Raw genomic sequence first — 19487 nt, forward strand, 5'->3', positions numbered from 1 at the left:
TAATTTAGTGTGACAAGGTTGCCACATTAGCAATCAGCCATTTTTCGCCGCTGGTGGAATTCGGCGTGGATCGCAACGACTGGAAAGGCGCCGGAGAGTCGCTGGGCAAGCCTCAGAAGCATTTCAGCGATGAACGAATGCAGGGCAATGGCTGGTGCAAAGTAGATTTGTTGGAGAAGGGCAGTGCTTCTGCTAGGTGTTGCACTCTAGATTTCTGACAGGATATTTCATGTACCGACTGTTGCCCGTAGCCCTGCTTTTCGGCGGATCAGCGGTCTCCTACGCATTTGCCCAGGACGCTTCTTCGCCTGCGGAATCGCTTCAGGAGTGCCGAGAAATTGATGGCGGTGCTGAGCGCCTCGAATGCTATGATTCCGCTCTCGACGCAATTTACGGAATCGACGAAAAGATAGAGACGAAACGGGCAGACTATCGCCGCAAACGCTTCGGCCTAGCTAGCGATGAGCAAGGCATGGAAATCACCGAGCTGACGGCAACCGTGGCACGCGTCGATGAAGATTTGCGCACCCGCTCAACGATTGTCGAACTCGAAAACGGTCAGGCGTGGCAGCTAACATCAACTGGAGGTTTGAGAGCGCGCTTCGTACCCGGGCTTGCAGTCGTCATTAGCGAAAGCGGGACCGGTGGTTACCGGATTCGGATCCCCGGAAAGACGGGCTTCAAGGGCGTCAATCGCATTCGGTGACCGGTTTCCGCCATGGATGATACTTCTTCGCTTCTCGCCGATCCCGAATGGCTTGCGCATCGCTACGACGAAAAGGATGACAGTTTTCGATTCATCAGGGTGGCAAGACGGGACCATCGTAAAGCGACTTTTCTAACCGACGAGCATCTGGCGCGTGCTGAGGAATATGTCGCTATTCCAAGAAACCGTATCGATGGATCGCTATTTTCCAGAGCGCCGATCCACTTTATATTCCATTCCGCCTATTGCTGTTCAACCCTCGCGGCACGGATGTTTGATCTCGAAGGCGTCGCCATGGGCTTGAAAGAGCCGGTCCTGCTGAATGATATGGTGGGTTACAGAAGGCGGGGTGCTGACGTGCAGAAATTGGCGCAAGTCCTTGACCTCTCGCTATCCCTGCTGGCCAGGCCGTTCGGTCATGATCAAAACGTAGTGGTCAAACCATCCAGTATCGCGAACGTGATTGGTCCGGCGATACTCGGTATGAGGCCCCAAGCACGAGCCCTGTTTCTGTATGCGCCCATTGAGCATTTTTTGGCGTCTATTGCGGTCAAGGGTCTCTGGGGGCGGCAATGGGCGCGCACGTCACTGATCGGACAAGCGAAAGATCAGGCACTAAGCCATCGGTTCACCACCGAAGAGCTATTGGAACTGACTGATCTGCAAGTCGCCGGTTTGGGCTGGTTATCGCATCTGGCCATCTTCTCAAGGATGCAGAGAAAGCTCGGCTCTGACCGTGTCGCTTTTTGCGACAGCGCGACGCTCTTGAAAAATCCGCTACGCACGACGGAAGCTTTCTTTGGCCACCTCGGAATCTCGCTGGAACGCGAGCAAGCGGAAGCTATTGCTACCGGTACGGCGTTTACCCGCAATTCGAAGGATCGACTCCCATATTCGGCGGACAAAAGGCAAACTCAGCTCGATCGGACTACCGAAAGCAATCGCGAAGAAATCGAGATGGTTGCAGAGTGGGTCCGGAAGCTAGCGCTGGAAGCCGGGCTCGACGCGAGCCCGGACTCCAGCCTAGATCTTATCTGATCCCACCCCCGTGTCGGAGGTCTTTTAATATCAGCCACCTAATCGGTGGTCATGCCGGCAGCGTTCTGTGCCACTGTCTGCCTTGCTGCGTCATTGCCTCGGCGAGCGAACTCTTCCCATTCGCGATTTGTAAGACAGACTTTGCGCCTCTTGGCCAATGAACCGATCACCTTTTCTGTCCGGCACCGTACAAAGTCAGGATGATCACTGTCGGTGATCTTTTCCGACTTTTCCTCCTTTTTCGGCTCGGATTCCTGAGCGACTACAATCGCTCCCGGCATTGTCAGCACTATTGCTGCGGCAGCGATCTTCGCCTGTCTGAACATATCACCTCCTCCGAGAATTCGAATCTCTTTAACATGACTATCTAATACAAAAAAGGGGCGGCTCTTGGAGCCGCCCCTCGATGTTTTATGAGCGCCGGAAACTAGAAGCGAAGCTTAACGGCTGCAGCATAGCGGCGGCCCAGTGCGTCATAGGTCGATGGATAGATGTTACCCGAGTTGTACGCGGTCGAACCGATATCCGAACCAACCACCGTAGGCTGATTGTCGAACAGGTTCTGCACCGTGAAGATAAACTCGAAGTTATCGGTCGCCATCCACCGAGCGCTCAGGTCGAAGTAGTTCTCGGCGTCGATGTTATTGAAGTCGACTTCCCGTCCTTCAAGCGGACCGGTGGAGTCATCGAGAGTGCCGATGAACGCGTCGCCCGACTGCTCACGCTGGAGCGGTTCGAACTCGGTCGAGCTGAGATAACGCCACAGAAGCGACAGATCGACCTCATCGAAGAACGAAACCGTCGCCCGCGTATTGAACACGAATTCCGGCTGGATCGAACCACAGTTGACCGAATAGTAGCTTACGCATTCGCGATCCACAGACGTCGGGGTGGCTTGGAACTTGTTCCGGTTCACCCAGGTGCCATCGGTCGAGAAACGCAATCCGATGGTGTCAGTCAGGCTCGTGCGATAGCGCAGGCTAACGTCGATACCATCGGTTTTGATCGTACCGAGGTTCGAAGAACCGAGCAGAAGACCGGGTACTTCGTCCGGGGAACCGTCAAGCCCGCCGGTGGTCGCGCTACGGATGATCTGATTGCAGATCGCGTTTCCGGCTGTCGGATTGTTGTAGCAGCCACCCACAAGGTCATCGACCGTCGGCGAGGTGATCGCGTCCTCGATCTCGATGTTCCAATAGTCGACAGTGAGCGAAAGGTTGTACAGCGGTTCGATGACCGCACCAACCGTCCACGTTGTCGCTGTTTCGACCCCAAGATCCGGATTTCCGCCGCCAGTCGCGTTGATCTGGCCGGCAGCCGGCTGCAGGATGTTCCCGATTAGCGCCTGGGCCTGAGCCTGGCTTGCGCCGTTTGCAACGATCTGTGAAACACAAGCTGCAGTCAGGTTGGCATTACCCACTGGGTTGCTTCCGGCGCACGGATCGACTGCGAGGTTGGTAAGGAACGTCGTTACCGGCGAGAAGAGCTCACCGATATTCGGGGTGCGCGAGGAACGCTGATAGTTACCGCGGAAGGTGATCCAGTCCGTCGGCGACATCGTACCACCGGCCTTCCAGGTGAATTCGCCACCGGCAGTCGAATAGTCCGAATAGCGTGCACCGAGTTCGACGGTGAGCTCGCGGATGAACGAATCTTCGATGACCGGGATGACCAGCTCACCAAAGACATCCTTAACGTCGTACTCGCCGTCGATGTTCGGAGCGGCACCGCCACCACCGACAACTGCGCCGGGGGTCTGCGAAGCTTCGTCCGAAACCTGCGAAGCTGTGTACTTGCGGTATTCCGCACCGGCAGCGAATGCGACGGGGCTGTTGGCGATTGCGAACCCGAGGTCCCCGGTCAGGAGTCCCTGTACCTGCTGCAGCGATGCCTTCGTGATGACCTGCTGGGTCAGATTGAAGACATAGTCGATTGCTTCCTGCGAACCCAGATTGCCGAACGTGCCGAACAAGTTGATCGGCGCACAACCACCATCCGGGTCGATACACTGGACGCCGCCAGCGCCATCGGGGATCGCGAGGATCGATTGCTGCAGGCGGTCAAAGCGCGCGAACCCGCCCTGACGCTGGATTTGCTCGCTCTCACCGTAGGTGCCCGAGACTTCCCACTGGATGTTTTCGGTCACATCGCCGCGGAGGCCGCCGACGAGATTAAACAGGGTGGTGGTGAAGTCCGAGGTACGCGAACCTGCTTCGGGAGTACGGCGACGAACCGAGGCGCCGAATTCCACATAATCAGGATTGGCGGTGCCGTCGGGAAGTGTGGCGCCGAACTGCGTGTTGCGTGCAGCCGCGTATTCGGCTGCTGTCAGTCCCAGGTTGTCACCGAACTGCTGTGCGATAGCATCGGGGATGAAGGGGTTGTTCAAGTTGAAGGTGTATGTGTTGAAGAACGATCCGCCGGGAGCGATGATCGTCGACACGGTGTTCTTCGAGAACGAAGCCTGAGTGAAGACTTCGACTGCATCCGACACTTCGTAACGGCCTGAACCGTAAATGTTGAAGCGTTCGAACGGCGTCAGGAAGATATTGAATGGGTTGAAGTTGAACGGGCGGTCAAAGGCGCCGAGGGTTGTTCCATCTTCGCTGATCTGTCCGACAATGCCGGTCTCGTTCGCGTCAGGTCCATCGGGTGCGACGATAACGGCTGGAACGGCATTGGACGAGCCACCGCCTCGACCGGTGAACGAGCCGACGTTGAAGATCGAGAAGTCGCGATCGCCTTGGTAAACCGCGTCCTGATTCTGGTAGCCAATGCTCAGCACTGCGTTGCCGCGGCCGTCGTCGAAATTGGCCCCGATGGTCACGTCGGCCCGGAATACGGCGCCGTCACCCTCTTCGGTAAGCTGCTCCGAAACGGTCGCTTCGACACCTTCGAAATCGCGCTTGGTAATGAAGTTGACGACACCGCCGATGGCGTCCGCACCATAGGTCGTTGTGGCACCGCCGGTCAGGATTTCCGTGCGCTCGATGATCGCAAGCGGAATATTATTAAGGTCGACGCGTCCGGTCGTATCGGCCGGGGTGAAACGGCGACCGTCAAGAAGCACCAGATTACGGTTGGACCCGATACCGCGCAGGTTCACGAAGCTCGCGCCGCCATTGCCGTTGTTGACGGCAGAGCCGATGCTAGGAACTGCCGAAGGCAATTCACGCAGAAACTCTTCCGCGACGTTGGTCTGGGCGAGTTCGAGGTCTTCACTGGTGACGACGCTGACAGGGCTGGCCAATTCCAGGTTCGGATTGGTGATGCGCGAACCCGTAACGACGATTGCTTCAGGCGCCGCCGGCGAGTCTACGCTTTCTTCGTCTTCCGTCGCGACCTGCGCCATCGCAGGGCTGGAAAGCGCTACAGCGGTCAGCCCGGCACTGGCGTACAGCGCTGCACGACCGCTAAACTTCGAGAAATTCAATGTCATGGATGTTTCCCCAACCAATTAATCATACCAACCGCGGGAAAGGCCTGTGGTGAAGTTTCACCGCAATGCGTTTCGCAGGATCGCGATTTGATTGTCGGAAATTGCGACATTGGCAGGGTAACGGCAACGGACTTGCAACAGACGCGGCTAATATGCTTACCGGCTGTGACAAGGTTGCAACATTACTAATTTAGAATATTTGCTATCTTCGCGGCACAAAGATCATTTTTCGATCTTCTGAATCAGCGGTTTGTGGCTTCGTGAACGTCGAAGAAAAGAGACGCCGAACTTCCGGTCAGCTTCTGAAGATTTATATTTTTAAGAGTTTATCGAGCGGAAAACTACGCACTGATGACCTCGGAATGAGACCATGAGGTAGATTTCACATGTTTCGGATGTGTAATTACATCTCGTTACCGAGGGCATGGACGCGTGATCAGCTGCTCCGCAGAGTTACCGCGATAAGCGCCCCGAATTTCCGGGGCGCAGCGACCATGAAATCACGATGCCGACATTGCCCCGCCTATTCCAAACAAATTCAGGACCAACGAGCTGCGGCGACCTGCGCTGCCTGACAGATATGACGCAATGAAAACAGGATTATTCGCCCGAGCATAGTGTCCGGTCGGCACAAACCCCAGATGTTGCTCTTCTGGCCTCTTCTTTTGCGGAAGCTTCGTGGGCGGCCCATTGCCTTTCGGTTTTGCAGATGCGTTCTCGCTTGGCGCGCGAACCTGTAACTTTAAAAGTTTTGCAGATCCGGCGGTTGGTTTCCGTCTCGCCTTCTTGCGTTTCCACTTGAGGCGTGGCTTTCTGCGTATCGGCGCCCTCCGCTGCTGAAAGTTGAAGCAAAGTAGTCGCTCCAATAGAAAGGCTGAACAAAATAGCTTCTAACACGTCTTCGACTCCACTCTGCCTCTTTTATTTATCAATAGCATTATTAATAAGCAAAAAAAGGGGGCGAATTCCGCCCCCTTATAGTTGTTTGACCTGAATTTTAGAAATTCAGGCGTGCAGTTACCGAGAAACGACGTCCCACCGCGTCGTATGTCGACGGATAGGTGTTTCCGCTATTGTACGCTGTTGCGCCGATGCTGCTTCCGACAATCTTCGGCTCCTTGTCAAAAAGATTGAGTACGGCAGCAGTGAAAGTGAAGTTCTCCGCAGCGTGCCATACAGCTGTCAAATCGAAGTAATGCTTAGCCGAGATCGAACGGAAGCCAGGTTCGACCACGCAAGCACCAGGATCTGCACCTTCGTAATCGGGGCAGCCTTGATCTTCGACCGGAAGCAGAATTCCGTCGTCATCGCGATTGGCAGCGTCTGCATCGGCCAAATCTGATTGGAACTGGCGTGGTTCAAATTCGACCGCGTTGATGAAGCGCCAGCGAAGCGACAGATCGAGGTCGTCGAACGAGAGCGTCGTACGCTGCGAGAACGAGAACTCTGGCTGGATCGAGTCACAGTTAATGCTGTAATAGCCAACGCATTCACGGTTTACGCTTGAAGCAGAATCCTGATTTGCCTTGAACCTTTTCCGGTTCGTCCAGTTCCCGTTGAAGCTCAGGTCAAGTCCCGCAAATCCAAGGTCGGTGCCCCAATCCAAGGCAAGGTCGATACCATCGGTAAATAGACGTCCCTGGTTGGTCAGATTGAGCGGCAAACCTGGGGTTGTTGCCACTTCGCCGTAAAGGTTGCCGGTAACTGGATTACGCCGAATAGCAGTACAGTCCGGATTGTCCGGCGAAGGATTGTTTGCGAAACAGGCTGCGAAGACATCGCCGATAGTAGGCGTGGTAATCGCGTCGTTCACTTCAATATTATAATAATCGATTGTCATCGTGAAATTTGGAACGAAAATCGGTTGGATCACGAAGCCCGCAGTCCAGGTGTTGGCCGTTTCAGCATCCAGATTCGGGTTGCCGCCAGTGGTAACGTTTACCTGGCCGGCAGGATCGACTTGGATACTGCCGATCGACGTCGCCGGCGCGCCTTGCGCCAGGCAGATTGCGCGGAGATTTGCATCGTTCACCGGTGCTGAACCAGCGCAGGGATCGCTGCCAAAATTATCGAGGCCGGTTGTCGGAACATCGAAGAGTTCTGCGATGTTCGGGGCTCGCGTGACTACCTGATATCCGCCACGGATCTGGAAACCGGGTAGAGGAGTGAAGCTACCGCCTGCTTTCCACGTGTATTCGGTTCCAGTCGACGAATAATCCGAAACACGACCAGCGAGCTCAAGGGTCAACTCATCGGCCCAAACCGCGTTGCTCACGACAGGAATGATAAGTTCGCCGAAAATTTCCTTCACGTCGTATGAGCCGTCAGTATCGGGCGCAGCGGCGCCATTGCCCAACACTTCACTAGGCGTCTGAGAAAGCAGGTCAGAACGGCTAAACGCATAATAATCGCGGTATTCCGCTCCGATTGCGATACCGATCGGTTCAGCCCCGATGCCGAAGCCAAGATCACCGCTGATTGCGCCCTGAACCTGTGAAAGTTCCGAGCCTACGGTGGAGCTGTTACCGACATCGAGGAACTGTTGGACGCCGGAAGTTAGGCTTCCAAGCGGACCGAACAGGTTGATCGGCACACACCCATTGCTCGTGTCGAGGCACTCTTCCGTGCTGGTCGCCAGGACTGCCTGCTGGAGGCGTGAACGCGTACCATTGCCTGACTGACGCTGGACATTTTCACTTTCACCATAGGCTCCGAAAACTTCCCAATCGAGGTTGGTCGTAAGGCCACCACGTGCGCCTGCCTTTACTTGGAAAAGGCGAGTGCGATATTCGCTCAGGCGAGGACCGAACTCTACGAAACGACGCCCGTAACTGAGGCCGACAGTACGGTAATCGTCCGATTCAGGATCGGTAGCCAGTGCTGCCGCATCACATTCGGCTTGGCTGAAGAGGCGTTGCACGCCCGCGGTATCAGCATCAGTATCAAAGCCGCAAATCTGGTTGCGAATACCGTCGGTCAGATAAGGGTTTGAGAGCGGCGTATCTAATGTTGCGCCAAAACTACCGGAGGGTGCGATGATGGTGGATGTCGTACTCTGCACGAATAAACCATCTGCGAAGACTTCTAGGGCCTCAGAAACTTCGAAATTGGCTGCACCATAGAGGCGATACTGTTTCAGCGGTGTTTGGTAGATGTTGTAAGGGTTGAAGTTGAACGCCTGATAGAAGGGGACGAGCGAGTCTCCGTCGATCTGCAAGGTGCCGGAGGTGGTTCCCGCTACCGCGATGGTTGACGGAACGGTCGTCCCTGAACCACCTGGATTACCGCTATAGGAACTGATGTTGTCGACACCGTAATCGCGGTCACCTTGATATACCGCGTCGCGATCGGTGTAACCGACTGCAAATACCGCGTTTCCGCGGTTGTCGGCAAAGTTGCCGCCGACGACGAGGTCGGCCCGCAGCGCGTAGCCATCGCCTTCTTCGGTTATCTGGTTGGTTGCCGAAAGATCTACGCCTTCGAAATCTTTCTTCGTAACGAAGTTGACGACCCCGGAGATGGCATCGGCACCATAAACTGCGCCTGCGCCGCCCGTCAGAACGTCCATCCGCTCGAGCAGTGCAACGGGGATGACGTCGATGTTCGTCAGGCCGTTTAGGCCCTGAGGAACGACGCGCGTACCGTTGAGGAGAACAAGGTTTCGCTGTTCGCCGAGGCCGCGAAGGTTGATGTAGGTGGCGCCGCCGTTGCCGTTATTTACGTTCGAGCCTATGCTTGGCACCACACCGGGAATCTGACGCAGGGATTCTTCAGGAGTAATAACTTGCTGAAGTTGCAATTCTTCCTCGTTCACCACCGAAACCGGGCTGGCATTGTCCAGGTTCGGATTCTGGATGCGGGAGCCGGTAACGACGATTGCTTCGGCGGGAGCGGTGCGCTGGGCAGCGCCCGGTTCGATTCCGGCATCTTCGGTGGCGTCCTGCGCGAAGGCTGGCGTGCCGATCAGGGCTAGACCGAGTACGGCTGGAGCCGTGCTGGCTTTGAAATAGGTGTGAAGCTTCAAGATGAATGACCCCTCATTTAGGTTGATCGGATCGTAGGATCCGGATCGTCAACGATTGCCTGCAAGCAAATCACGGAACGGACTTCCTGAGGATTCCGAAAGCATGAACCACTCGTCAGAAGTAATCGGATGTCAGAATAGTCACATGAGATGCAAAACTTTTGTGCTGTTGGAGGCGTTTTGAGTAATTATGTGTTGCTTGGAGAACACATTTCAGTTTCTCATATGCTCAATTGTGAAGCATTTTTTACCTTATTAGATTAAACTTATAAGAATACTTTACTAAATTAGATGTGGTGCATGAATAGTGGGTTTCCGAGGTTCTTGACGCCTGATCCCCAAGGCCATAACCAAGTCTCAAATAGAAACGTATCTTGGGAGAGACCGATGCCTGAAGCCTATATCGTCGAAGCAGTGCGGACCGCTGGCGGGCGCCGGGGCGGGCGGCTTGCCGGGGTGCATCCGGTCGATCTCGCGGCAAAGTCGCTCGATGCGGTGATGCTGCGCTCGGGGCTGGAGGCGCGTGCGGTCGATGATGTCATCATGGGCTGCGTCAGCCAGGGCGGCGAACAGGCGATGCAGGTGGGGCGCAATGCCGTTCTCGCGGCGAAGCATCTGGGCGAGGGCGTGCCCGCCGTCACGATCGACCGGCAGTGCGGTTCGTCCCAGCAGGCCATCCAGTTCGCCGCGCAGGCGGTGATGAGCGGTACACAGGATGTGGTTATCGCCAGCGGCGTGGAAAGCATGAGCCGCGTGCCCATGGGATCGACCGCCATGCTCCACATGAAAGAGGGGCTGGGGCACTACAAATCGCCCGGCCTGGAAGAGAAATATCCCGGTATCCAGTGGTCCCAGTTCACGGGCGCGGAAATGATCGTGAAGAAGCACGGCTTCACCAAGGATGACCTCGATCGCTTCGCCCTGGAAAGTCATCGCAAGGCTGCCGAGGCGACCAAGTCCGGTGCGTTCGAGGAAGAAATCGTGCCGGTCGAAATCGAGACCCCCGAAGGCAGCGAGATGCATACGGTCGATGAAGGCATCCGGTTCGATGCCACGCTGGACAGCATCGCCGGTGTGAAGCTTCTGAGCCCCGAAGGCACCATCACCGCCGCATCGAGCAGCCAGATCTGCGACGGGTCCAGCGCCGTGCTGGTAGTGAGCGAGAAAGCGCTTAAGGAATACGGCCTCACTCCCATCGCGCGTATCCATAATCTGACGGTGACGGCAGGCGATCCGGTGATCATGCTGGAAGAACCGCTGTTCGCGACCGACCGCGCGCTGGAGCGGGCGGGCATGAAAATTTCGGACATCGACCTGTACGAAGTGAACGAAGCCTTCGCGCCCGTTCCCTTGGCATGGATCAAGCATACGGGCGCGGATCCGGACAAGCTCAATGTCAACGGCGGAGCGATCGCGCTGGGTCATCCGCTCGGCGCATCGGGCACCAAGCTGATGGCAACGCTTGTCCATTCGCTGAAGGCACGCAGCAAGAAATACGGATTGCAGACGATGTGCGAAGGCGGCGGCGTCGCCAATGTCACTATCGTCGAGGCGCTGTAGCGGCAGGAGATTGGTAGGCGCCTGTCCCTGCAAGGCGGGCCAGGGGCCAATTTTGTCTGGCGCGCAGTTTCAAAAGAAGTACGGCTTCTGGCCTATCGGTCCGCCAGCGCGACCGGCAACCACGGGCCGAGCGATTTTCAGATTGAGGAGAGAGCAATGGAAGTAAGCAGCAACACCCCCGCCATCGTCACCGGCGGCGCATCGGGGCTGGGCGCAGCCACCGCGCGCGCCATCGCAGCCAAGGGCGCCAAGGTCGCCATCTTCGACATGAACGAAGAGAAGGGCAACGCCATGGCCGAAGAACTGGGCGGGGTCTTCTGCAAGGTCAATGTTACCAGCGAGGAAGAAGTGGATGCCGGTTTCGCCAAGGCACGCGAAGCGCACGGACAGGAACGCATCCTGGTCAATTGCGCCGGTATCGGTAATGCCATCAAGACCGCGAGCCGAGACAAGCAGACGGGTGACATCAAACACTTCCCGATCAGCGCCTTCGAATTCGTGGTCCAGGTCAACCTCATCGGCACGTTCCGCTGCATCGCCAAATCCGCCGCCGGCATGATGAGCCTCGATCCGATCACCGAGGACGGCAATCGCGGTGCAATCGTCAACACGGCCTCGGTCGCAGCCGAAGACGGCCAGATCGGTCAGGCGGCCTATTCGGCATCCAAGGGCGGGGTAGTCGGCATGACTCTGCCGATCGCGCGCGATCTCATGAACGAAGGCATCCGCGTCAACACGATCCTGCCCGGAATCTTCCAGACCCCGCTTCTGATGGGCCTGCCAGAAAAGGCGATCGAAGCACTGAATGCCAGCGTGCCGTTCCCCAAGCGTCTCGGCAATCCGGAAGAATATGCCAAGCTTGCCATGACCATGATCGAATGCGGCTATTTCAACGGTGAAGACGTCCGTCTCGACGGTGCCATCCGTATGGCGCCGCGCTAAGCCACCCCGACCGAATGAAAAAGCGCCGCCCGTTCAATTACGAACGGGCGGCGCTTTTGGTTTTGAGCGTGCTTGCTCAGTAATTGGTTTCCATGAGCTTGATTGCTCCGGTCCATTCGTCCTGCTCTGCCGCATCTGCCAGGAGAACGGCGACATCGCCCCGGGCAGCCTTGCCCTTCGGATCGACATCGTCGCCGAGCCGAACCGACCCGGTCGGGCCATCGTCCGTGAGTGAGACCGGCCGCAAGATGGCATATTCAAGGCTGCTCTTTTTCAGATGCTCGTCTGCAGCGTGCTTGGCTTCGAGATAATGCGCCAGCTCGCTATCCGGATCGGGATCATCGGCACCCACAGAGCTCAGCATCACGAAGCGGCGGACATCGCTTTTCTCCGCAATGTCGATCAATTTGATCGCGCCGTCACGATCGACCTTGTCGGTCATCTCGGCGCTGGTGTCGCCGCCCGACCCGGCGGCAAAGATCACGACTTCGCATCCATCGGTTACGTCGTCCTGCAGGTCGGTCAGATCGCCCTGGCGCTGTTTGGCCTTGCCGGGCAGCTTGCTGGTATCGGATGACTGGCGAACCAGCGCAACCGGTTCATGGCCGCGATCTGCGAGTTCGTTGACCAGGCGGGCGCCTGTGTTGCCGGTTGCTCCGGCTACGAGGATTTTCATAGGTTTTCTCCAGCGAGATTAATTGGGATCAGGGAAGGAAGATGGCCTTGGTGTTGACGAATTCCTTCATGCCGAACCCGCCATGTTCGCGGCCATATCCGCTGTCCTTGACGCCTCCGAATGGCATGTTCGGATCGGCAGCGCCGAAGGAATTGACGCGGATCATACCGGTGTCGAAGTGGTCGCGGGCAAGCCGGATCGCTTTGTCCTGATCCTTGGTGAAGATGCCGCCGCCAAGGCCATAACGGCTGTCGTTGGCGATGCGCATCGCGTCTTCATCATCCTTGGCGCGAATGATCGATGCCACCGGTCCGAACAATTCATCATCATAGGCCGGGGTGCCCTTCTTGCAGTCGGCCAGCACCGTGGCGGGGTAATACCAGCCCTTCGGATCCTCTTCCGGATCGCCGCCGCAAAGCAGTGTGCAGCCGCCGTCGAGGCTCTTCTGCACCTGCTCGACCAGGGTATCGAACTGCTCCTTGCTCGAAACCGGGCCAAGCTGCGTATCCTCGTCGGTTGGCGCGCCGAGCTTGGTGCTCTTCATCCGCTCGACGAAGGCTTCGACGAATTCGTCATAGACGGCGTCCGTCACCACGAAGCGCTTCGCCGATACGCAAGTTTCGCCGTTGTTATAGAGGCGTCCAGTGACGCAGGTCTTCACCGCCAGATCGATATCGGCATCTTCCAGCACAAGGTAGGCGTCATTGGACCCGAGCTCCAGCACCGTCTTTTTAAGCGCTTCGGCTGCCTTGCTGCCAATGTGGCGGCCGGCACCGTCGCTGCCGGTCATGGTGACGGCGCGGATCTTGTCATGTTCGATAATCTCGTCGGAAGTGTCGTGATCGACCAGAACAACGTCGAACAGGCCCTTCGGCAGGCCTGCTTCCAGACAGAGATCGCGCAGCAGAAGACCGCTTCCGGTGCAGATGCTGGCGTGTTTGAGAATGCACGCATTCCCGGCCATCGCATTGGCAGCCAGCACGCGCACTGGCTGATACAGGGGGAAATTCCACGGCTGGATCGAATAGATCACTCCGATGGGAGAATAGGTCACAATTCCGCGCTTCTTGCCGCCTGAATGTTCACGCTCTTCATCGGCCAGTTCCTCGGGCCCGCGATCAGCGGAATATTCGAAGATCCGCGCGCAGATTTCGACTTCGGTCTTGCCGTCCTTCAGCAGTTTGCCGGTTTCCTTGGTCATCAGCTCGCTGATACGGTCGCTGTTGTCGCGTAATGTCTTGGCGATCTTGCTCAGGATCTCACCGCGCTCTTCATGGCTGCGGGTGCGCCATTCGAGGAAGGCTTCGTGCGCAGCCTCGATCTTGGCGAAGGCTTCATCCTTCGACATGAGGTCGTAGGTTTCGATGTCTTCGCGCGTCGCGGGATTGTTGGTCGTAATCTGTGCCATTGGCCACCTTGCTTGAATTGAGAAACAGTTCGTCTTTGCAACGGGTGTGGGGGCGAAGGCGTTCCACCAGCGCGCACGCGTGGTGGCAGCGGGCGCTCGGACTGCCGTGTTTCCTACTTGGCTATGGCGCGCTATGCGGCCCTTATGGGATCGCGCCGTATCTTTAGGTATTTTTTGTCAGGATGGAGCCTCCGAGCACCGGACTTTGCATTTGCTCCTGGACCGTGCTCCATGTGCTCCATCCTGTAGGATTGCCGGAGGGGAAATCCAAATGAACGACCTGACTCAGATCAAGCTCGAGATCGCCGATGGAATCGCCATCGTGACGCTCGACCGGCCCGAAAAGATGAACGCCTTCACCAGCGTGATGAAGCAGGAATTCATCGATGTGCTGGATATCACCGATGCCGATGACAGCGTGCGCGCGGTGGTCGTGACCGGTTCTGGCGAGCGGGCGTTCTGCGCTGGCGCAGATCTCACCCCGAACGGGGAAAAGGGCAATGTCTTCGCGCGTCACGCCCCGGTGGAGGATCTTTCGGACGAACGCGTGCGGGATGGGGGCGGTCAGCTCGTGCTGCGGCTGTTCAACTCCAAGAAGCCGGTCATCGGCGCCTGCAATGGTGTCGCGGTCGGGGTAGGGGCGACCATGCAGCTGCCTTTCGACATGCGGCTCTGCAGCGATAATGCACGGTTCGGTTTCGTGTTCGCACGGCGCGGGATTACGCCCGAAGCCTGCTCCAGCTGGTTCCTGCCGCGGCTGGTCGGCATGCAGACTTCACTGGAGTGGTGCATGACCGGGCGCATCTTCGGGGCTGAGGAGGCTTTCGAGAAAGGCCTGGTGCGCTCGGTGCATCCGCCGCACGAGCTGATGGATGCTGCCATGTCGCTGGCGCGCGAGATCGCCGACAATACCTCCGCCGTCTCCGTCGCCATGACCCGCGCAATGCTCTGGCGGCTTTCGGCGCTCGAGCATCCGATGCTAGCACACCGGATCGACAGCCGCTCGATCTACCGGCTGGGCAAGAGCGAGGACAGCAAGGAAGGAGTCCGCAGTTTCCTCGAGAAGCGACCGCCGGTCTACCCCGACACGGTCAGCGCAGACATGCCCGACTTCTATCCGTGGTGGGATGAACCGGGCTATGAATAGGGGGCAGGTGGTTACGGCTGCAACCTTGTAAAAGCGGGGGGCTTCATTAGATCTTGGCGGGATGAGTACTCGAAAACCCGCCCAGCGCCTCGCCGATTTCCTGCCGTATCAACTGTCGGTCGCGTCGAATGCCGTCTCGACCAGGATCGCGGAGCAGTACCGCAAACGCTTTGCGCTGAAGACCACCGAGTGGCGGATCATGGCAGTCCTAGGCGATAGCGGTCCCACGACCCAGCGCGAATTGTCTCAGGCGACCCTGATGGACAAGGTGCCAGTCAACCGCGCCTGCAAGTCGCTGGAGAGCCGCGGGCTGGCTCAGCGCACTCCAAACGAGAGCGATGGCCGCTCGCACCTGCTAGACCTCACTGCGGAGGGACGGGCAGTCCACGCCGGGATCATGCCGCTTGCGCTCAAGATAGAGGAAGAGCTCTTCTCGGTGCTGAGCGAAGAGGAGCGGACGCAAATGCGCGACATGCTCGCCCGGTTGCGCCAAAATGCGGGGGAGTTTGATGCAGAAAGCCTCGCCGACTAGATAATCGGCGAGGCTTTGTTCGGTTGGTCAGTTGGACTTTCCGCGATCAGTTCATGAAGCTGTCGGAAATGTCGCAAGCAGCCGGGCCCAGAATAACGATAAACAGTACCGGCAGAATGAAGAGGATGAGCGGAACGGTCATAATCGCCGGCAGACGCGCTGCTTTCTCTTCTGCACGCATCATGCGCTCGTTGCGGAACTCAGCCGACAGCACACGCAGGGCGGATGCCAAGGGCGTACCGTAACGTTCTGTCTGCACCATGGTCGTCACGACGCCTTTGACGGCTTCAAGATTTACGCGGAATGCGAGGTTGTCGAACGCTTTCTTGCGTTCGTTCAGGAATGACAGTTCGATCGCGGTTAGGGTGAATTCTTCGCCGAGTTCCGGATAGGCTCTGCCCAATTCCTTGGCGACGCGATTGAATGCTGCATCGACGGTCAAACCAGCTTCGGCGCAAATGACGAGAAGGTCGATGGCATCCGGCAAGCCCTTTCGGATCGCGTCGGTGCGTTTGGTCGCGATGTTGGAGAGATAGATTTCCGGCCCCTTGTAGCCAAGGTACAGTGCCGCACCCAAAGCCGCCACACGCTTGAATTCCCAATCGGGATAAATCTCGATGCCGTAAAGCAGGATCGCGGCGATGCTCCCGAGGACAACTGGCAATATCATGCGCAGAGCGATCAGGACGACGGCCACTTCTTTGTTGCGGAAGCCTGCCCAGGCCAGCTTCTGCTGCATTTCGTCGATTTGGCTCTGCTGAAGAACCTTCATGCTGCCGAGGGTATCGCGCACCTTGTCGGTAGTACTCGAATTGCGAACCAGGCTCTGGCGTTTCTTGGCGCTTGCTGTGACAAGCCCGAGCTTCAGTTCTTCGCGCCGCCCTTCCAGGGCTTTGACGCGCTTTGCCATCGGATCCTTGATGGTCAACGCGGTATAAATTGCAAACACCACGGCCAAGGCTGCCACTCCGGCTAGGATCGATCCGACAAGCACGACATCGAAGCCGAGTAGGGTAGGGCCGGTTGAATTTTCCATTTTGTTCTTCCCTCCCGCTCAGATCTCGAAGCTGACCATTTTCGCCATGATGAAGGCGCCAATGCTCATCCAGACCAAGCCGCCTAGTCCTGTCACGATCAAACGATCATCGGTAAAGAAGCCACCGACATAACCCGGATTGATCGACCAGATCATGGTGAAGACGACGAAAGGAAGGGCCCCGACGATGTACGCGGAAGCCTTTGATTCCGAACTCATAGCACGGATCTTGAGCTTCATCTGAGAGCGCTTGCGAAGCACATCTGCAAGGTTTGATAGGGTCTCTGCAAGATTGCCGCCCGTTTCACGCTGAATGGCTAATGTGATGCAGAAAAAGTTGAATTCCGGGATATTGAGACGATTGGCCGTTTCCTGCAGAGATTCTTCCATCGTGCGACCGATCTTTATCCGTTCGACAATGGATTTGAATTCTTGACCTACCGGACCCGGAATTTCCTGCGCCACCACGCCGAGGGTTTCAGTCACGGGCAGACCTGAACGAAGACCACGAACAAGCAATTCGATTGCGTCAGGAAACTTGGCGTTGAATTGAGCAGTACGCCGCGAGATCGTCATGTTGACGGCGAGATGCGGTATGCCGGCTCCGAGAAAAATCCCTACAGCCAAAGCCAGAGCCAATGAACCCGACTGTAGATAGAGCAAAACGGCCGTAACGATGACCAGTCCAAGCGAAACGTATGCGTACTGGCTCAAGCTCCAGTTTTTGCCGGTCCGGTCCAGTCGAAGAGCCAAGGCAGCGATGCGCGATTCCGACCCGGCCTGGCGATATTGTTTTGGCTTGCGCGCCGCAATGGCTTTCTTGAGCTGGGATTCAACCTTGGCGTCAGTGCTTTCGGAATGTCGAAAGCGGAGTTGTTGCAGCCTTCTCTGACTGGCTTTCGCAACGTTCGGTCCCGCAAAAGCGGAATAAAGCAAGATGAGCAGAACCAGCATTCCGCCACTGATTAGTACGAGCTGGACCGTGTTCATCATGTAACTCCGTAAGCTGCAGTCTCGGATTTCGAAGGGGAAAGGCGCGAATGCTCGCCTAGCTCAGCCGAATTCAGGCCGTCGCCTTTTCCTTTTTCGTCATCAGGCCCTTCAGGTCGAAACCCCCGAGCAATGATTTCTTTGCCGACTTTTCGTCATCCTCGCTGTCAGCTTCTCCCAGCCCGATAATTTGCGATGCAGCCTGCTTGATGCCAGCCGACATTTTGCTTGAAGCGCTTGCGTCGATAACGGTCTTGCCGAGCTTGGCGGCTGAGATTGCTGCTTTCTGATCGAGTGGGATGGAAACGTCGATCTTACGTTCAATAGATGCTTCGAAGTCGGCTTTGCTGATCTCGGAAGCTCCCGGCTGGACCCTGTTGGCAATGACGAGCGGAGTGACATGCCCGGCATTCGTCTTTAGCCAAGAGAGAATACGAATAGTGTCACGCGCCGAAGCCAGGCTCATTTCGCACACTACTGCCGCAACGTTCACCTCGTTCAGAACATGCGGGAAATTGATCAGCATGTTGCGCGGCAAATCGATCAGCGTCATTTCAAAGGCGTGGCGAAACTCCTCTTGGAGTTGCAGGAAAGCTGCGCCATCTGTCATGAGCGGCGAGTTGATCGGTGCCTCTGCCGAGAGTATGGCTAGATTGTCGTTGGCGCGGATCATGGCGCGCTCGATGAAGAGGCCATCGATACGACTGGGGTTGTCGATTGCATCGGTAAGGCCGCGCCCAGGCTCGAGATCGAGCGTCAGTGCACCGGTGCCGAAATGGACATCTAGATCAAGCAATGCAGTCGGCATGCGCTTATCGGTGCTATAGTGCCACGCAAGAGAAGTCGCGAGTGTCGACGCTCCTACCCCACCGCGCGTGCCGATGATCGCTGCGGAGATATGATTCTTTGCCTGTTCGGCTTCGCCGCCGCGTGGCGCAGAGAAAACGGCTTGGGCGTTATTCAGCGAGTCCCTCAAAACCGCAGCCGATAAAGGCTTGAGCAGATAGTCGTGAATACCGCTCGAGATGAGATCGCGGTAAAGGCGTACGTCATTGACTTGGCCGATGGCAATCACGACGGTGCCCGGCTCGCAAACTTCTGCCAAAGCATTGATGTCATTAAGCGGATCACCGCTTTCGGAAAGATCCACCATCAGGATATTGGGGCTGGCCGAGACGGAGAGCGACTGAACGGCGTTACGCAGTCCGCCCTTATTGCACTTCTCGGGCTGCCAACCGAGCTCGATGACTACCGGGCGGAGCACATCCAGAGCGGTTTCGTCACAAATATATGCAGCGAAGGGATCGCGGTTTGCAGGCATGTTCATGGCTTACTGGCCTCCTCCGGTACTGACCGCGGAAAGGCCGCCAGCGCCGGTCGGATCCTTGTCGCGATATGTTTTTATGGCTTTTGTCGACGTGGTAACAACGGTCTCACCAGTACCTTCCTGACCCCTGATAAGGTCTTCAGGATTGGCGATCATTGCGGCCAGATTGCTGTTCGTCGCACATCCGTAATTCGGATTGGTCGAATTACTCGGGTTCCACTCTGCTGTGTGGGACCAGTCGGGGCATCCCGGAACGGAAGCCGACGTCCTGGTAATTATAACCCTTGCTTGGCCTGAACCGAGCGTTCCCGTGGTGAGTGGAGCGCCCTCATCGACCATCAGGCCATAACGGCCTGCGATCGTGGCAACGTCGTCTTTGACCGCTACGTTGTTGGATGAGGCGTCGATTGAAATCCGATCCCCATAACGCAGATCCATGGTCTCAAACCAGTCGGCTAACCGGCGCTGTTCGGAGACCGCTAAGCCCGCGCCGCTGGTGTTTAGATCCAATGCATAATTGGATCGTTCAACGATCGGCTGATTGACGCTGTAAAGCGAACGGTTTTCCATATTCATGGGGCCACAGGAGGCTGAGGCCAGCGCAAGGACCGCTGCGAGTGGAGCGGCGAATTTTCGAGTAGTGAAAAATGGCATGAATTGCT

The 19487-nt window shown here is 56.9% G+C and carries 17 protein-coding genes; 7 read left to right on the forward strand and 10 right to left on the reverse strand.

Annotation, left to right across the window (positions count from 1 at the left end; genetic code table 11):
• Window positions 1-53: 53 nt before the first annotated feature.
• From K3175_RS07805 to K3175_RS07815, 3 genes are read left to right on the forward strand one after another with little or no spacing between them, the layout of a single operon-like run.
• A complete protein-coding gene (locus tag K3175_RS07805) occupies window positions 54-218 on the forward strand; it encodes a hypothetical protein (RefSeq protein ID WP_221542798.1) in 165 nt (54 codons plus the stop codon).
• An 11-nt stretch (window positions 219-229) separates the two neighbouring features.
• On the forward strand, window positions 230-706 hold the full coding sequence (locus tag K3175_RS07810; protein WP_221542799.1) for a hypothetical protein: 477 nt from the start codon (window positions 230-232) through the stop codon (window positions 704-706).
• Window positions 707-718: 12 nt separating this feature from the next.
• Window positions 719-1744, forward strand: a complete 1026-nt coding sequence (locus K3175_RS07815) for a hypothetical protein (RefSeq protein ID WP_221542800.1) — start codon at window positions 719-721, stop codon at window positions 1742-1744.
• A 38-nt stretch (window positions 1745-1782) separates the two neighbouring features.
• On the opposite strand, the gene K3175_RS07820 is transcribed toward K3175_RS07815, so the two are convergent.
• From K3175_RS07820 to K3175_RS07835, 4 genes are all read right to left on the reverse strand, one after another.
• A complete protein-coding gene (locus K3175_RS07820; protein WP_221542801.1) occupies window positions 1783-2070 on the reverse strand; it encodes a hypothetical protein in 288 nt (95 codons plus the stop codon).
• Window positions 2071-2171: 101 nt separating this feature from the next.
• Window positions 2172-5183 carry a TonB-dependent receptor domain-containing protein gene (locus K3175_RS07825; protein ID WP_221542802.1) on the reverse strand — a complete coding sequence of 1004 codons (3012 nt, stop codon included), beginning with the start codon at window positions 5181-5183 and terminating at the stop codon, window positions 2172-2174.
• A 600-nt stretch (window positions 5184-5783) separates the two neighbouring features.
• On the reverse strand, window positions 5784-6080 hold the full coding sequence (locus K3175_RS07830) for a hypothetical protein (protein WP_221542803.1): 297 nt from the start codon (window positions 6078-6080) through the stop codon (window positions 5784-5786).
• 100 nt (window positions 6081-6180) lie between these two features.
• On the reverse strand, window positions 6181-9207 hold the full coding sequence (locus K3175_RS07835) for a TonB-dependent receptor plug domain-containing protein (RefSeq protein WP_247710781.1): 3027 nt from the start codon (window positions 9205-9207) through the stop codon (window positions 6181-6183).
• 387 nt (window positions 9208-9594) lie between these two features.
• On the opposite strand from K3175_RS07835, the gene K3175_RS07840 reads away from it, so the two are divergent.
• Together K3175_RS07840 and K3175_RS07845 are read left to right on the forward strand one after the other, a co-directional pair.
• Window positions 9595-10767, forward strand: a complete 1173-nt coding sequence (locus tag K3175_RS07840; RefSeq protein ID WP_221542804.1) for an acetyl-CoA C-acetyltransferase — start codon at window positions 9595-9597, stop codon at window positions 10765-10767.
• Window positions 10768-10923: 156 nt separating this feature from the next.
• Window positions 10924-11709, forward strand: a complete 786-nt coding sequence (locus K3175_RS07845) for an SDR family NAD(P)-dependent oxidoreductase (protein WP_221542805.1) — start codon at window positions 10924-10926, stop codon at window positions 11707-11709.
• A gap of 76 nt (window positions 11710-11785) precedes the next feature.
• Here K3175_RS07845 and K3175_RS07850 read toward each other — a convergent pair whose 3' ends face one another.
• Both K3175_RS07850 and K3175_RS07855 read right to left on the reverse strand, forming a co-directional pair.
• On the reverse strand, window positions 11786-12385 hold the full coding sequence (locus K3175_RS07850; RefSeq protein WP_221542806.1) for an SDR family oxidoreductase: 600 nt from the start codon (window positions 12383-12385) through the stop codon (window positions 11786-11788).
• A 28-nt stretch (window positions 12386-12413) separates the two neighbouring features.
• Window positions 12414-13793, reverse strand: a complete 1380-nt coding sequence (locus K3175_RS07855; protein WP_221542807.1) for an NAD-dependent succinate-semialdehyde dehydrogenase — start codon at window positions 13791-13793, stop codon at window positions 12414-12416.
• 271 nt (window positions 13794-14064) lie between these two features.
• Here K3175_RS07855 and K3175_RS07860 point away from each other — a divergent pair, with 271 nt between their 5' ends.
• Both K3175_RS07860 and K3175_RS07865 read left to right on the forward strand, forming a co-directional pair.
• Entirely contained in the window at window positions 14065-14940 is an 876-nt protein-coding gene (locus tag K3175_RS07860; RefSeq protein ID WP_221542808.1) for a crotonase/enoyl-CoA hydratase family protein, read from the forward strand.
• 61 nt (window positions 14941-15001) lie between these two features.
• Window positions 15002-15472, forward strand: a complete 471-nt coding sequence (locus tag K3175_RS07865) for a MarR family winged helix-turn-helix transcriptional regulator (protein ID WP_221542809.1) — start codon at window positions 15002-15004, stop codon at window positions 15470-15472.
• A gap of 46 nt (window positions 15473-15518) precedes the next feature.
• Here the strand turns inward: K3175_RS07865 and K3175_RS07870 are convergent, their stop codons facing one another.
• From K3175_RS07870 to K3175_RS07885, 4 genes are all read right to left on the reverse strand, one after another.
• Entirely contained in the window at window positions 15519-16508 is a 990-nt protein-coding gene (locus K3175_RS07870) for a type II secretion system F family protein (RefSeq protein WP_221542810.1), read from the reverse strand.
• Between the two features lie 18 nt (window positions 16509-16526).
• On the reverse strand, window positions 16527-17498 hold the full coding sequence (locus K3175_RS07875) for a type II secretion system F family protein (RefSeq protein ID WP_221543175.1): 972 nt from the start codon (window positions 17496-17498) through the stop codon (window positions 16527-16529).
• Between the two features lie 73 nt (window positions 17499-17571).
• Entirely contained in the window at window positions 17572-18819 is a 1248-nt protein-coding gene (locus K3175_RS07880; RefSeq protein WP_221543176.1) for a pilus assembly protein CpaE, read from the reverse strand.
• A 9-nt stretch (window positions 18820-18828) separates the two neighbouring features.
• Window positions 18829-19479, reverse strand: coding sequence for a CpaD family pilus assembly protein (locus K3175_RS07885; RefSeq protein WP_221542811.1), 651 nt, complete (start codon window positions 19477-19479; stop codon window positions 18829-18831).
• Between the last annotated feature and the right edge of the window lie 8 nt (window positions 19480-19487).

The sequence above is a fragment of the Qipengyuania aestuarii genome, from assembly GCF_019711535.1.
Lineage (GTDB): Bacteria > Pseudomonadota > Alphaproteobacteria > Sphingomonadales > Sphingomonadaceae > Qipengyuania > Qipengyuania aestuarii.